The organism is Rugamonas sp. FW305-51, assembly GCF_058786935.1.
This window is the reverse complement of the sequence record NZ_JBYSZG010000019.1, coordinates 61879-76491: the sequence shown is the minus strand read 5'-3', so window position 1 is coordinate 76491 and position 14613 is coordinate 61879. Positions and strand designations below refer to the sequence as shown.

Sequence of the window (14613 nt, the reverse complement as noted above, 5' to 3'; positions counted from 1 at the left end):
CCGGCAGCGGCTAGGCGGCGGGGCCGTCCGGTCCCGCCTGCCGCTCCGGCAGCGTCACCCGAAAGGTACTGCCCTGGCCCACGGTGCTGCGGACGGCGATGTCGCCGTCGTGCTTCTTGACGATGCCGTAGCACATGGACAGTCCCAGGCCCGTCCCCTTGCCGATCGGCTTGGTGGTGAAGAAGGGATCGAAGATGCGGGGCAGCACATCGTCCGCGACGCCGCAGCCGGTGTCGGCCACTTCGAACCAGACGCTGCCGGCGCTGCCCAGGCCGGTGCGGATGGTGATCTTGCCGCGCGCCGGGCCACACGCGTGGGCGGCGTTGACCACCAGATTCAGCACCACCTGGTTGATCTGCGACGGCAGGCATTCGACCAGCGGCAGCGCGCCATACTCCTTGACGACGTCGGCGCAGTACTTGACCTCGCTGGCCACGATGTTGAGGGTCGAGTCGATACCGGCGTGCAGGTCGGCCAGCTCCCATCGCTGCTCCGATTCCACGCGCGAGAAATCCTTCAAATCCTGGACGATCTTGCGCACCCGGCTCACGCCCTCCTTGGACTCGCGCATCAGTTGCGGGATGTCTTGCTTGAGGTAGTCCAGTTCCACCCGCTGGCGCAGCTCGGCCAGCTGGCGCGCCACGGCCGGTTCCTGCACGTCGCCGGCGATGCGCTCATAGCCGTCCAGGGCGCCGAGCAGGATGGCCAGGTACGCCTCCAGCGTGCCGAAGTTGGAGAACACGTAGCCGATCGGATTGTTGATCTCGTGCGCCACGCCGGCCGCCAGCTGGCCCAGCGAGGCCAGTTTTTCCGTCTGCACCAACTGGCTTTCGAGCAGCTTGCGTTCCCGGATCTCCGTTCCCAGCGCGGCGTTGGCGCGCAGGATGTCCCGGGCGCGCGCGGCGACCGTCTCTTCCAGGCGCTCCAGCTTGCGTGTGGCCGCGACGGCCAGGTTCCATTTCGCCGTCAGGGTATTGGCCAGCTGGCACACTTCGATCACGTCGAACGGCTTCTTGAGCACCAGCAGCCGGTCGCGCCCGTCCAGCCGCGCCAGCACGCCGGTCCAGGCATGGTCGGAGTAGGCGGTGCAGATCACCACCTGCACATGGGGATCGGCCTGCCACAGCCGCTCGACCGTCTCGACTCCGTCCCAACCGGGCGGCATGCGCATGTCGACGAAGGCCAGCGCGTAGGGCCGGCCGGCGGCGCGGGCCCGCGCCACCAGCTCGACGCCCTGCTGGCCCTGATAGGCCGAGTCGAGCGTGTAGCCGGGCCCGGCGTTGGCCGCCGGCGTGCCGAACAGGGCCGCCTCGGCCAGGTCCAGGCCCGGCGTCGCCTCCGGCGTGGCCAGGATCTTGCGGAAATCGTCGTGGATGGCGGGCAGGTCGTCGATCAGCAGGATACGGCCGTTGGGCGCCCCGTTCACTGCTGCGCCCCCGCGGCCGGCGCCAGCCGGGCGTGGGCGTCGAAGGCCTCGGCCATGAGCGCGCGCAGCGCGCCGTTGTCGAACGGCTTGCCGATATAGCGGTGCACGGCACCGTGGTTGATCGCCTGGGTCATCGCCTCGAAATCCTCGTAGCCGCTGAACAGCAAGCGTACCACGGCCGGGTACCTGAGCTTGACGTTGATGAGCACCTCGATCCCGGTCGTCTCCTGCAGCCGCTGGTCGCACAGGATCACGCCCACCGGGTGGCAGGCGAGCAGCTCGTACGCCTGCTCGGCGCGGCTGGCCAGCAAGACCTGGTAACCGTCCTGCTGCAGGGCGCGGCGCACGGCGCGCATCATGTCCTGGTCGTCGTCCACCACCAGTACCGTGCGCGCCGCGTCGCCGCGCGCGGCGGCCCCCGGCACGGCCAGGGGACCGGCGCGCAGCAGGCGGGCGCAGGCGGCCGGCGCCAGCGCCGGGCTGAAGTAATAGCCCTGCACGGCGTCGCAGGCGCAGCCGGCCAGCAGCGCCACCTGGCCCGCCGTCTCGGTCATTTCGGCCACCAGTTTGAGGCCCAGTTGGCGCGCCAGGACGACGACCGTGTTGGCGATGGCGAACGCGTCGGGATCGCCGACGATGTCGCGCACGAAGGAGCCGTCGAGCTTGAGTTTGTCGAGCGGCAGCCGGGCCAGCGCCCGCAGGTTGGCATAGCCGGTGCCGAAATCGTCGATCGCCAGGCGCACGCCGATGCGCTTGAGTTCGTGCAGCAGGGCGACGCTGTGCTCCAGATCCTGCATGGCCGTGCTCTCGGTGAACTCCAGTTCCAGATAGTGGGGGGCGACGCCGTGCGCGGCCAGGCAGTGCGCGACATGGCCGGCCAGGCCGGGGCGCTGGATTTGTCTGGCCGACACGTTCACGGCCACGCACGGGGCCGCCATGCCCTCGTCCTGCCACTGGCGGATCTGGCGGCAGGCCGCGTCGATGACCCAGGCGCCGATCGATTCGATCAGGCCGCTTTCCTCGGCCAGCGGGATGAAGCGTGCCGGCGCCACCTCGCCCAGTTCCGGATGGTGCCAGCGCAACAGCGCTTCGACGGCCGTCACGGCGCCGCTGCGCAGATCGATCTGCGGCTGGTAGTGCAGTGCCAGCTGGCCGCGCGCGATGGCCTGGCGCAGCGCGCTTTCCAGCGTCATCTGCTGGGCCAGGTGACGGTGCAGTTCGGGGTTGTACAGCTGCATGTTGTTGCGCCCGGCCTGTTTGGCGCGGTACATGGCCGCGTCCGCGCATTTGAGCAATTCGTCGGCGTCTTGGCCATCGTCCGGGTAGCGGCTGCAGCCGACGCTGCAAGTGACGGTGACCTCCTTGCCCTCCAGCGTGACCGGGCGCGCCACGCTGGCCACCACCCGTGCGATGGCCTGGGCCGCCGCCTGGGGCGCGCCGGGGTCGCGCAGCAGCAGGATGAACTCGTCGCCGCCGATGCGCGCCACCGTGTCGGCCTCGCGCAGGCAGGCCGTGATGCGTTCGGCCGTCACGCGCAGCAGCGCGTCGCCGGCCGCGTGGCCCAGGCTGTCGTTGATCCACTTGAAGCGGTCCAGGTCGATGAAGCACAGCGCCAGCGCCCCCTGGTGGCGCTGGACATGGGCGATGGCCTGGCGCAGCCGGTCGCGCAGCAGCTCGCGGTTGGGAAGCCCGGTCAGGGCGTCGTGGCTGGCCTGGTGTTGCAGTTGCGCGGTGCGCGCCTGCACGGCCGCCTGCAGGCTATCCATTTGCAGCGCCGCCAGGCGCGTGGCCTCCCACTTGGCCGTCAGCGTGCTGGCCAGCTGGCAGATTTCGATCGGGTCGAACGGCTTCTTGAGGATCAGCAGGCGGTCGCGCGCGTCGAGCCGGCCGATCACGGCTTCCCAGGACTCGTCCGCGTAGGCGGTGCAGATCACCACCTGCAGCGCCGGATCGGCCTGCCACAATTGCGCGATGGTGGCCGCGCCGTCCTGGCCGGGCGGCATGCGCATGTCGACGAAGGCCATGGCATAGGGCTGGCCCCGTTCCAGCGCGGCCTGGGCCATGGCCACGCCCTGCCGGCCCTGGTAGGCCGAATCGAGCGCGTAGGCGGCGCCGGGCAAGCCCTGTTCGGCGCCGCTGGCGCCGAACAGGGCTTGCTCGGCCGCGTCGAGCTCGGGCGTGGCGGCGCGCCCGCCGAGGATCTTGCGGAAATCAGCGTGGATTTCGGCCGTGTCGTCGATCAGCAGCACGCGCCGGTTCGGTCCCGTGTTCATGGCGCCACGGCCGGCGCGGCGGCGCGCACGGGCAGCTCCAGGGTGAAGGTGGCGCCGCTGCCGGCGCCGTCGCTGTGGGCGCTCAACTGGCCGCCCATGGCGCGCGCCGCCAGCGCGCAGCTGTGCAGGCCGAAGCCGTGGCCGCCGGCCCGCGTGCTGAAGCCGTGGGCGAAGATGCGCTCGAGCTGTTCCGGCGCGATGCCCTGGCCGTTGTCGCACACCTGCAGCCGCACCGCATCCGGCGCGGCCTGGGCCAGCCGCAGCACGAGACGGTGGCGCCGCCCCTGGGCGCCGGCCATGGCCTGTTTGGCGTTGTTGATCAGGTTGATCAGCACCTGCAGCAACTGGTGCTTGTCGAGCAGCAGGGGCGGGACGTCGTCGAATTCGCGCAGCACCTCCACCTCATGCCGGCGCAGCGCGTCCGCGCTCATGCGCAGCGCATCGTCGAGCAGCGCGCCCAGCGCCACCGGCTCGAGTACGGCGGGGGCGCCGGCGTACGATTGCTGGGTCGCCACGATCTCCTTGATGTGGTCGATGGCGGCCGACAGGTGGGCCAGTTCGGCCAGCATCTGCTGCTGTTCGGCGACCAGGGTCTGGGCCAGCTGGTCCAGGTAGCCGGGCAGCATCCGGCCCCTGGCGTCGCGGCTCAGGAAATGGGGCTGGTCGAGGTTGGCGCGCAGCAGCTGCGCCACCTTGTCGAGCGCAGCCAGGCGGGAGGCGCGCAGCTGGTCGCCGATCACGGCGGCCGACACGTTGACGCTGTTGAGGACATTGCCGACATTGTGCAGCACATTGGTGGCCACTTCGGCCATGCCGGCCCGGCGCGCCGCCGCCAGCAGCGCGGCCTGGGTCTCGCGCAATTCGGCGTTGACCCGGCGCAGCTGGCCGGGGCTGGGGATGGCCAGCGCAGCCGGCACCAGCCGCACCAGCAGCACGGCCGTGACGATGGAGGCCAGCGCCGTGACGACGTTGACGCCGGCGGCCAGCCAGTAGTCGGGATGCCAGACGGTCCAGATGTCGAGTACGTGGGTGCTGCCGCAGGCGAGGATGAAGACGCCGAAGGCGCCGAACATCCAGTCGAATGGCAAGTCGCGCCGTTTGTGGATGAAGTAGACCAGCGTCACCGGTATGGTCAGGTAGGCCAGCGCGATGATGGCGTTGGACAGGACGCTGGTCCACAGCAGTTCGGGCAGCCACAGGTAACAGTGGCCGTGCGGCATGAAGCGTTCGTCGCGCAGCAGGTTGAGCAGCTGGTCCATGGTCATCTCCTTGGCGGGTCATGCCGGCGCCTCGGCGCCGGCGCTGATGAAGGGCAATTCCAGCGTGAACGTGGCGCCCTGGCCGGGGCCGTCGCTGTGCGCGCGCAGGCTGCCGCCCATGCCCTGGCTGGCCAGCACGCAGCTATGCAGGCCGAAACCGTGGCCCCGTTCGCGCGTGGTGTAGCCATGGGCGAAGATGCGCTCGAGGTTGGCGGCCGCGATGCCCTCGCCATTGTCGGCCACCTCGATGCGTACCGTGTCGGCGCGCGGCCGCAGCAGGCGCAGCACGATGCGGCCCGGACGGCCCTGCATGGCCTGCAACGCCTGGCTGGCGTTGTTGATCAGGTTGAGCAGGATCTGCAACACCTGGTGTTTGTCGAGTAGGGCCGGCGGCAGCGGGCTCAATTCCGTGACCATCTCCACCGCGTGGCCGCCCGGCGTGGCCGCGCTCATGCGCATGGCCTCCTCGAGCAGTTCGCCCACCCGGACCGCCTCCACCACGCTGGCCGGGCCGGCATAGGCTTGCTGGGTGGCGACGATTTCCTTGATGTGTTCGACGCTGGCGCACAGCCGTCCCAGTTCCGCCTCCAGCGCGCGGCGCTCCTCGGCCCCGGCCTCGGCCAGCCGGGCCAGATAGCCGGGCAGCAGGCGGCCCTTGGGGTCGGCGCTGAGAAATCGGCCCAGCTCGCCGCTCTGGTCTGCCAGCAGGGCGGCCGCCTTGTCCAGTCCAGCCAGCCGCGAGGCACGCACCTGGGCGCCCAGCAGGCCGGCCGAGACCGTTACGCTGTTGAGCACATTGCCCACGTTGTGCAGCACATTGGTGGCGATCTCGGCCATGCCGGCGCGCCGCGCCGCGCCCAGCAGCTCGGCCTGGGCGCTGCGCAACTGGGCGGTACGTTGCTCGACCCGCTGCTCCAGCTGGTCGTTCGCCTGGCGCAGCGCGGCGTTGACGCGCTGGATCAGGGCGTGGTTGTGGATCAGGCGCGCCGCCATGCCCAGCAACAGCACCAGCAAGGCGGCGGCGAACAGCAACAGGAACTGGCGGTACAGCTGGGCCTGGGTGTAGCGGCGCCGCTGTTGCTCGCTGAGCAGACGGTCTAGGGCGTCAAGGCGCTGGCCGGTCGGGGCGGCGGCGATGGCGGCGAGCAGGGCGTCCACCCGCCCCTGTTCGCGCAACGCGGTACGGGCATGGGCGGAGAAAATGGCGATGGGCGCGGACAGCGCGGGCGCGCGCCGCAGGCCGGCATGCTCGAGCGCGTCAAGCTGGGCCGCGATCTGGCCGGCCTGTTCGGCGGAAGCGGCCCGTTCATACAGCAGGCAGGCCAGCAGGATGCCGTTGACGCGCGGTTCAAGCGTGGCGGCGCCCGGCGCGGACAGGATCTCCTGCGCCGCGCTGGGCAGGAAAGTCATCGAATTGCGCAGCACCGCGTTATGCGATTTGAATTGTTCGATCAGCGCCGCCTTGGCGTCGAGCGTGGCCTCGAAGGCGGCCACGGCGGCGCGCAGCGCCCGCGCGTCGTCGCCGTCGCGGGAGCCGCTCACCGTGTCGAGCTGGCGCCGGACGGCAGCGTGGTCCAGTAGCGGTGAGTTGAGCGGGTCGTAATTATTGTTGATGCCGACCCGGGAGCGCAGCGCGTCGCGTTCCCAGCCCGCATCGAGCTGCTTGAACTGGCGCAGCAGCGCCACATGTTCGAAATAATCGGCCGTGTCGAACTCGCGGCTGCGCGCGTACAGCAACACCAGCGCGGCCAGCAGCAGCAGCGCGCAGGCCGACGTGGCCAGCCACATGCGGCGCGGGCCGGCCATCAGGGCGGGCCCGGCACGCCGGTCAGCGTGTTGAGAAATTGCACGATGTCCTCCTTGTCCTGGCGCGTGGCGACCCGCCCCAGCTGAAAGCGGAACATGACGTCGACCGCCTCGTCGAGCGTCTTGGCCGAGGCGTCGTGGAAGTAGGGTGCCGTCAGCGCCACGTTGCGCAGGCCGGGCACCTTGAACACGTGGCGGTCGTCCGCCTGGCCGGTGACCAGGAAGCGGCCCAGGTCGGCTTCGGTCGGCTTGCCGCGTTGGCCGAAGTAGTCCCCCATGACGCCGAATTTCTGGAACATGTTGCCGCCCACGTTGACACCCTGGTGGCAGGCGATGCAGCCGTAGCGCTTGAATTTCGCATAGCCCAGCTTTTCGCGTTCCGTGATCGCGCCAGACTCGCCGCGCAGGTAGCGGTCGAAGCGCGCGTTCGGCGTCAGCAGCGTGCGCTCGTAACTGGCGATCGCATCCTCGATATTGGCGCGCGTGACGCCGTCGCGGTAGGCCGCCGCGAAGGCGTCATGATAGGGCCGGTCGCGCGCCACCCAAGCCAGCACGTCGGGCCAGCGGGCGCCCATTTCCACCGGATTGACGACCACCTGGCCGATCTGGGCCTCTAGCGTATCGGCGCGTCCGTTCCAGAATTGCTTGAAGTTGAGGGCGGCGTTTAACACGGTCGGCGCGTTGACGCTGGTGAATTGGCCGCCAAAGCCGGCCGAGCGCGCCTGGCCGTCGGCCCCGCCCCTGGCCAGGTCATGGCAGCTGGCGCAAGACGTGCGGCCGTTGGCCGACAGCCGGCGGTCGCCAAACAGCTGGCGCCCTAGCGCGGCGCGGGCCGGATCGACCTTCCATGTCTGGGGCACGGGCTTGATGGGTTCGTCGAGCGGCGCGGCGCGCGCCATGATGGCGACGGCCCCACCGAGCACGACGGCGAACAGTGCGCGATGCAGCGTCATCGTCCCTCCCGGCTTGCCCTTGCAGGGCATCTTAGTAGAATATGCCGTCTCCACGGCGTGGCGCTTTCGTCGGGATCGAACCGCCCCGCAAAACGGCGACGGCCTGGCATGGCGACGACCGTTTGATTCTACAGCAAGAGTGGGAGCGTGGGTCAAGTGCGCTGATCGCGCGGTCCGGCAAGCGTTGTATGGCGCGATCTGGCCGCCGACCTCGACGCATGTGCCATCCGGGCTAGTGCCGTTGCGCCTGGCATTGGCCGGCCAGGAAGTCGACGAAGGTGCGCACCTTCAGCGACATGTGGCGCGCGTGGGGATAGAGCAGGATGAAGGGGCGTGACGTGCCGCCGTGTTGCGGCAGCAGTTCCACCAGCTCGCCGCGCGCCAGGTCCTGTTCGACGATGAAGCGGTAGGTCTGCACCAGCCCCGCGCTGTTGCGGGCCAGCGTGGCGATGCCCAGCACGTCGTCGGCGCAGCAGTAACCGCCCGGCGTGGCGATGTCGATGACTTCCCCGCCCGCGTCGTGAAAGGTCCACGGGATGCGCCGTCCGGTGCTCGGCAGCTCGAATTGCAGGCATTCGTGGCGCTGCAGATCGTCCAGCGCCAGCGGCGCGCCGGCCCGCTTGAGGTAGGCCGGCGTGGCCACCAGCACCAGTTCCGCATCCTCCAGCTTGCGCGCCACGAGGCTGGAATCGGGCGGCAGGCGGCCCCGTATCGCCAGGTCGTAGCCTTCCTCGGCGAAATCGATGTTGCGGTTGCTGACATGGACTTCCACCTGCACCTGCGGATAGCGGGCGCGGAACGCCGGCAGCAGCGGCAGCACGCGGTAGTGGGCATACGGCGTGGGCATGCTGATGCGCAGCAGGCCGGACGGGGTGCGCTGGCCGCCCGTGATTTCCCGCTCCGCGTCGATCAGCTGGCCCAGCGCCTGCCGGCACTGTTCGAAATAGAGGCGGCCCGCGTCGGTCAGGCGGATCTGGCGCGTGGTGCGCACGAACAGGCGTACCCCCATCCGCTCTTCCAGCCGCGACACGGACCGGCTGACGGCCGCCGGCGTGACCCCGGCGGCATTGGCCGCGCCCGTAAAGCTGCCCTGTTCCGCTGCCAGGCAAAACAGCTCGATGCTGCCCACCATGATGTTGTCGAAGTTGCGTTTCATGCCCAGGCCACGTCCCTATTGATTACACCGTGTATCAACTGATTTGCGGGAGACCCCGTTTATCAGTGTCTGAGTCAAAAGTATAGTCGATACCGATGGGGCCGCTGATGGGCGGTTCCACTTTTCCAGGCTTAACTACTATCGATCGGAGATAAACCATGCCGTACGTCAATATCCGCGTCACCCGCGAGGGCGTCACCCCTGAACAGAAACTGCAGCTGATCGAAGGCGCCACCGACCTGCTGGTCCGGGTGCTGAACAAGAACCCGGCCACCACCTTCGTCATCATCGACGAGGTGGAGACGGACAACTGGGGCGTGGCGCGCGAGAACGTCACCACCCTGCGCCAGCGCGAAGCGGCGGCACGCCAGACGGCCGGTAGCTGAACTGCGCCATCGGGGAGCAAGGAGGCGGGGAGCGCGGCACTTTTGCAGGGAAATTTTGTCGAAACCGATAACTTGCACTTGAAAATACAGTCGCCCCTTGCTATAGTTCTGCCTCCACGCGGGAGTAGCTCAGTTGGTAGAGCGCAACCTTGCCAAGGTTGAGGTCGAGAGTTCGAGACTCTTCTCCCGCTCCATACGCTTCAGGGCAGATGGCAGCACGCGGTGGACACAGTAACAACTCCTATGCGGGAGTAGCTCAGTTGGTAGAGCGCAACCTTGCCAAGGTTGAGGTCGAGAGTTCGAGACTCTTCTCCCGCTCCAGAATACGAAAAAAGGGAAGCCATGTGGCTTCCCTTTTTTATAGTTCTTCACGAATTTGCGTGAATTCCAGGCACTTCCGCGCCGCTTCCGATAGTCGCAAGGTCGCAGGACACAGGGGGGCTGTCTTCTTTTTTTTCGGTTTTACTAAAATGCGCGATTGCGTAATAGACCACTATGGCCGCCACGATTTCACTCTGATTAGTGGAAAATCGCAGAACTAAAACACACGGGACGCCTCTAAAACTATATAGCCGTTTAGCGGATTTTAGTGTTGCCGCAACGGCTATTTTAGTACGCGATAGCGCGTTGCAGCGGTCCCTCGCGGGGATTCGCCGCGTTTATAAAACGCCTCTCCGGGAGCACCACCGAGCCGAAGATAAGGACCGCCTCCTCCTCATCCAGCGTCGAGAAGCCTGTCCACAGTGATGGCAACCGGGGACAAAATCACGTTACCCCAAACGATGCGTTGCCTATAATTTGGGCGGATTGCCTTTTTTCTTTATAAATCAAATGTTTGGCGCTGGTGTATCTGGCTTGTTAACAACCTTATCCACAGAAGTTGTTCACAATGCCCGGGCTACGTTGAGTTCAACCCGCCAATCGTCACCGGGGCCGTGGCGAGATCGGCCGCGATGGTGCAGTGCATGCATCGTGGCGGCGCAGCGGTGATGCGCTTGTCGTGCCAATCGGCGGCCAGGCGGCGGTGATGGCCAGCGGCCGGCTCCATGCCTGAAGCGTCGATGCGGGCTAGACATGCACCGCAAACAGCACCGCCGGCACGTCGCCGACAACGCGGCTGCAATGGCCGGCGCCGCGCGTATCCTCCAGCCGCAGGGCGCTGCCGGGCACGATATGTTGGGTGGCGCCGTCGCCCGCTTCGAACTCCATCTCGCCGGACAGCACGACGATCCACATGCGGATGGGCGACGGGTGCAGTTCGCCCACCCATCCCGCCGGCAGGTGCAGGAAGCCGTGGCGCGTCGCCGGTTCCAGTTCCGACACGCTGAACGGCGCGGCCGGCGGCGCGAACGGGCGGGGATGGACGTCGATGCTCAGTGGTGCGAAATGGGATATGCCTGCCTCGTCGGCATATAGCCGCTGACAGGTGAGGGTGTCCGATGCGCTAGCGTTTGCCATGATGGTCTCCCGGGCCGGAAGGGCGGCTGAACGGAAAGTCTACTCCCGTTTCCGCCGCAGTTCCCGCGCCACGCGCGCTGCCCGCCGTCAGCGCGTTATGACCGGAACCGGCTCCGCATCGGGCAGCTGGGCCGGCGGGGGCGTCATGCGCGCCGTCACGTCCAGCCCTATCCCGCGGTAGCCGATGAAGCGGCTGGCCGCATCGAACATGGGCTCGCCGCTCACTTGCAGATACTGGATGCTGCCGTCGTCGCGCGCGCGCCGGTACACGAAATCGAGGAAGGGCTGGCGGCCGGCGATGTTGGCGGCCAGCCGCGCCCGTTCCTGCGGGTCCCATCGCGGTTGCGCCGCGCCATCCTCGCTGGGCTGGCGGGTGACGGGGTCGATCCCCAGCATCTCGAATACCGGCCCCGAGGTCTTGGTGAACATGCCTTCCTGGTCCTGTTCCCAGTACCAGTCCGAGGCCAGTTCCGTCAGGGCCCGGTAGCGCGCCTCGCTGGCGCGCAGCTGGGCCGTGCGTTCCAGCACCACCTGCTCGAGTTCGTGGCTGTACAGGTCGAGCTTGCGATACAGCAGCCTGACCTCCAGCATATTGCGGATGCGCGTGTGCACCTCGGCCAGGTCGAACGGCTTGCCGATGAAGTCGCGGGCGCCGGCCTGCAGCGCCCGCAGTTTCTGGTCCGGCTGCGCCGTGATCACCAATACCGGCAGATAGCCGTCGCCTTCGATGGCGCGGATCTGTTCCATCACCGCAAAGCCATTGGGGGCCGGCATTTGCAGGTCCAGCAGGATCAGGTCGTAGCGCTGCGCTTCGTGCAGCGCGCAGACGGCCGACGAATCGGTGGTGGATGACACGCGGGTGTAACCCTTGTCGGCCAGGATGCGTTCGAGCAGCAGTACGTTGGCCGGCTGGTCGTCGGCAATCAGGATCTTGGCTTCCAGAATTTCACTCATCAGCATTTTGTTCTTCCTCTGCGACCGCACTGCACAGTGCTTCGTCGATCGCTTCCATGAATTCGACCACCTGGATCGGTTTGGTTAAGTAACGGTGAAAGCCTGCCTCCATGCCCTTGGCGATATCGCGTGGCATGGCGTTGGCCGAGACGGCAATGACGGGGATGGCGGCCATGGCCGGGTCGGCGCGCAGCAGGGCCAGCACCTCGTAGCCGGTGATGCCGGGCAGGTTGATGTCCATCAGGATCACGTCCGGCAGCCAGTAGCGCGCCAGTTGCAGGCCGATCTGGGCGTCCACCGCCACCAGCAGGCGCACGTCGCTGCGCCGCCCCAGCAAGCGTTCGACCAGCGCCAGATTGGCCGGATTGTCTTCGAAATAGAGCACCGTGCGCTGCTCGGGATCGGTATATTCCGGCGCCGCGCCGGCAACGTCGGCCGGGCCGGCGTCCGGCGCATTGGTCATGGGCGCATGATCCGACGCCGCAAATTCGACCCAGAACGCGCTGCCCACGCCCACCGTGCTGTCCACGCCCATCGTGCCCCCCATCAGTTCGACCAGCTGGCGCGTCACCACCAGGCCGATGCCGGTGCCTTCCTCGCTGCCGGCCTCCTGGCCCAGCCGGTTAAACGGCTGGAACAGGTGGTCCATCTGCTCGGCCGACAGGCCGACGCCGGTGTCTTGCACCGTGATGCGCACGAAGCCATGGCCGTCGTTTACGGCGCGGATCACGATGGCGCCGCCGGGCCGGTTGTACTTGATCGCGTTCGACAGCAGATTGATCATGACCTGCTTGACGCGGGTGCGGTCGCCGCGGATCGCGTGGCCCGGCTCGGCGCCGGGGAAGCGCAGCTGTATGCCCCGCAGCAAGGCCTGCGGCGCGATCAGCGTTGCGCAGTCCTCCATCACCTCGGCCAGCAGCAGCGGTTCCATCGACATGCTGAGCTTGCCCGATTCGATGGCCGCCAGGTCCAGGATTTCATTGATCAGGCGCAGCAGATACCAGCCGCCATTGAGGATCTGCTCGATCGCCTGGGCCTGCTGGGGCGTGGGCGGCGGCTGCTCCGTGGCCAGCACCTGGGCAAAGCCGAGCACGGCGTTAAGCGGGGTGCGCAACTCGTGGCTCATGCTCGACAGGAATTCCGACTTGGCGCGGCTGGCCTTTTCCGCCACCGCCTGGGTGCGTTCCAGTTCCACGTTCTTGTCCTGCAGCGCCTGTTCGAACTGCTTGCGCTCGGTGATGTCGCGCGCCGCCGCGAACACCCCTTGCAGCTTGCGGTCGCGGTCGTGCAGGGTGGTGGCGTTGTAGGACACCACGGTTTGCTTGCCGTCGTGGGCGCGGGCCGTCAGTTCGAAATTGGTCACCTTGCCCTCGCGCAGCACGCGCACGATGGCCGACTGGGCCAGCGCCGGGTCGGTGAAACAGTTCTTGAACGGGGCGCCGATCAGCTCGTCGCGCGTGCAGCCCGTCAGCGCCTCCATCTGCTGGTTGACGTCGCTGATGATGCCGCGCGGGTCGGTGGTGATCAGGGCGTCGATGTTCGATTCGATCAGCGAGCGGGTATAGAACTGCTGGTCGCGCAGGCGCTGGTCGAGCTGGGCCTGTTCCGTCTCGACGCGCTTGCGTTCGGTATTGTCGGTGCCGATCAGCAGGTAGCCGATCAGGCTGCCTTCGCCGTCGCGCAGCGCCGTCACCGAGACCATGGCGGGAAAACGGCTGCCATCCTTGCGGATGTAGGTCTGCTCATAGATGTCTTCCACCCCGCGCCGCGCCTTGCACACGAGCGCCTCGAAGCCCGGTTCGATGCGGACCTTGAACTCGTCGCTCAGGGCCAGGGCGCGGGCAATCAGTTGCTCCGGATCGGAGATGTCGGCCGGCGTCAGCTTGTCGACCACGTCGGCGGCGGCATAGCCGAGCATCCGTTCGGCGCCGACGTTGAAGATCTGGATCACACCCTGGCCATCGGTGGCGATGCTGGAAAAATTGGGGCTGTTGAAGATGGCCTCCTGCAGGGCGCCCGTCTTGAGCAGGGGCGGCCGGCCGCCTATCCTGCGCCGCAGGGCATGCAACCATGAGGCCGGATTAATGTTGCGCATGTTGCAGCTCCTGGGTGTGGTGGGTGTCCGACAGCAGACGGGCGAATTCCTTCTTGACGACGGCGTAGCATTCGCACACGTGGCCTTCGAGTCCGGCCCGGTCCAGCACCGTGATATGGCCGCGCCGGTGCGAAATGAAGCCTTCGGCCTGCAGCCGTCCGGCCGCCTCCGACACGCTCTCGCGCCGCACGCCCAGCATGTGGGAGATCAGTTCCTGGGTCATGGTCAGTTCCGCGCCGGGCAGGCGGTCCAGCGTGAGCAGCAGGAAGCGGCACATTTGCTGTTCCACCGTGTGATGGCGGTTGCACACGGCCGTCTGCGACATATGGGTCAGCAGTGCCTGGGTGTAGCGCAGCAGCAAACGCATGGCGGGGCCGTTGCGGTTGAATTCGTCCATCAGCAGTTGCGGACGCAGCCGATAACCGTGGCCGCCCGTTTGCACCACGCCCCGGCTGGGCGTGCTGTTGCCGCCCATGAAGAGCGACACGCCGAACACGCCCTCGTTGCCCACGCCGGCAATTTCGGCCGAGCCGCCGTCGTCGAGCAGGTATTGCACCGAGACGATGGCGCTGGTGGGGAAATAGACGTAGGCCAGGGTATCGCCCGAGCCGCACAGCAGCTGGCCCAGCAGCATGGGCACCAGTTCCAGATGGGGCGCCAGGCGCGCGTATTCGCTGTCCTGCAGGGCGGCCAGCAGATGATTCTGTTTCGGGTCGTGCGGGCAGGGCATGGTCAGGTTCCGATCCGGTTGGTGCGTGCGGCGGGGCCGCGCCTGGGGGCGCGGAAGAGCTGGCGGGCCGGGCGCGGCGGCCTGTCCAACGGGAGAGATGAAAGTACGGCGCGCCGG

Annotated in this window: 11 protein-coding genes and 2 tRNA genes; 3 read left to right on the top strand and 10 right to left on the bottom strand. The window is 67.6% G+C overall.

The features are described from left to right. Window positions 1-10 precede the first annotated feature (10 nt). From AC3WOS_RS14975 to AC3WOS_RS14950, 6 genes are all read right to left on the bottom strand, one after another. Window positions 11-1426: an ATP-binding protein gene (locus AC3WOS_RS14975; protein ID WP_492716814.1), complete on the bottom strand. Its 1416-nt coding sequence runs from the start codon at window positions 1424-1426 to the stop codon at window positions 11-13. Continuing rightward, window positions 1423-3699, bottom strand: coding sequence for an EAL domain-containing protein (locus tag AC3WOS_RS14970; RefSeq protein WP_492716813.1), 2277 nt, complete (start codon window positions 3697-3699; stop codon window positions 1423-1425). The genes AC3WOS_RS14975 and AC3WOS_RS14970 overlap by 4 nt, the downstream gene beginning before the upstream one ends. Next, the gene (locus AC3WOS_RS14965) at window positions 3696-4958 is read right to left on the bottom strand and encodes a sensor histidine kinase (RefSeq protein ID WP_492716812.1); all 1263 of its coding nucleotides are present in this window, start codon (window positions 4956-4958) and stop codon (window positions 3696-3698) included. The genes AC3WOS_RS14970 and AC3WOS_RS14965 overlap by 4 nt, the downstream gene beginning before the upstream one ends. Before the next feature lie 18 nt (window positions 4959-4976). Then, window positions 4977-6764, bottom strand: coding sequence for a DAHL domain-containing protein (locus AC3WOS_RS14960; RefSeq protein WP_492716811.1), 1788 nt, complete (start codon window positions 6762-6764; stop codon window positions 4977-4979). Beyond that, window positions 6764-7717 (bottom strand): cytochrome-c peroxidase, encoded by a 954-nt coding sequence (locus tag AC3WOS_RS14955; protein ID WP_492716810.1) that lies wholly within the window; start codon window positions 7715-7717, stop codon window positions 6764-6766. The genes AC3WOS_RS14960 and AC3WOS_RS14955 overlap by 1 nt, the downstream gene beginning before the upstream one ends. A 232-nt stretch (window positions 7718-7949) precedes the next feature. Continuing rightward, window positions 7950-8873 (bottom strand): LysR family transcriptional regulator, encoded by a 924-nt coding sequence (locus AC3WOS_RS14950; RefSeq protein ID WP_492716809.1) that lies wholly within the window; start codon window positions 8871-8873, stop codon window positions 7950-7952. Between the two features lie 158 nt (window positions 8874-9031). Here AC3WOS_RS14950 and AC3WOS_RS14945 point away from each other — a divergent pair, with 158 nt between their 5' ends. The 3 genes from AC3WOS_RS14945 (at window position 9032) to AC3WOS_RS14935 (ending at window position 9580) form a co-directional block, all read left to right on the top strand. Continuing rightward, window positions 9032-9259 (top strand): 2-hydroxymuconate tautomerase family protein, encoded by a 228-nt coding sequence (locus AC3WOS_RS14945; RefSeq protein WP_492716808.1) that lies wholly within the window; start codon window positions 9032-9034, stop codon window positions 9257-9259. Between the two features lie 118 nt (window positions 9260-9377). Continuing rightward, window positions 9378-9453, top strand: a tRNA-Gly gene (locus AC3WOS_RS14940). A gap of 51 nt (window positions 9454-9504) precedes the next feature. After that, window positions 9505-9580, top strand: a tRNA-Gly gene (locus tag AC3WOS_RS14935). A gap of 747 nt (window positions 9581-10327) precedes the next feature. Here AC3WOS_RS14935 and AC3WOS_RS14930 read toward each other — a convergent pair. From AC3WOS_RS14930 to AC3WOS_RS14915, 4 genes are all read right to left on the bottom strand, one after another. Continuing rightward, window positions 10328-10717 carry a cupin domain-containing protein gene (locus tag AC3WOS_RS14930; protein WP_492716807.1) on the bottom strand — a complete coding sequence of 130 codons (390 nt, stop codon included), beginning with the start codon at window positions 10715-10717 and terminating at the stop codon, window positions 10328-10330. Between the two features lie 87 nt (window positions 10718-10804). Continuing rightward, window positions 10805-11671, bottom strand: a complete 867-nt coding sequence (locus tag AC3WOS_RS14925; RefSeq protein ID WP_492716806.1) for a response regulator — start codon at window positions 11669-11671, stop codon at window positions 10805-10807. After that, window positions 11664-13766 (bottom strand): PAS domain S-box protein, encoded by a 2103-nt coding sequence (locus AC3WOS_RS14920; RefSeq protein ID WP_492716805.1) that lies wholly within the window; start codon window positions 13764-13766, stop codon window positions 11664-11666. The genes AC3WOS_RS14925 and AC3WOS_RS14920 overlap by 8 nt, the downstream gene beginning before the upstream one ends. Then, entirely contained in the window at window positions 13753-14496 is a 744-nt protein-coding gene (locus AC3WOS_RS14915; RefSeq protein ID WP_492716804.1) for a Crp/Fnr family transcriptional regulator, read from the bottom strand. The genes AC3WOS_RS14920 and AC3WOS_RS14915 overlap by 14 nt, the downstream gene beginning before the upstream one ends. Window positions 14497-14613: the final 117 nt, after the last annotated feature.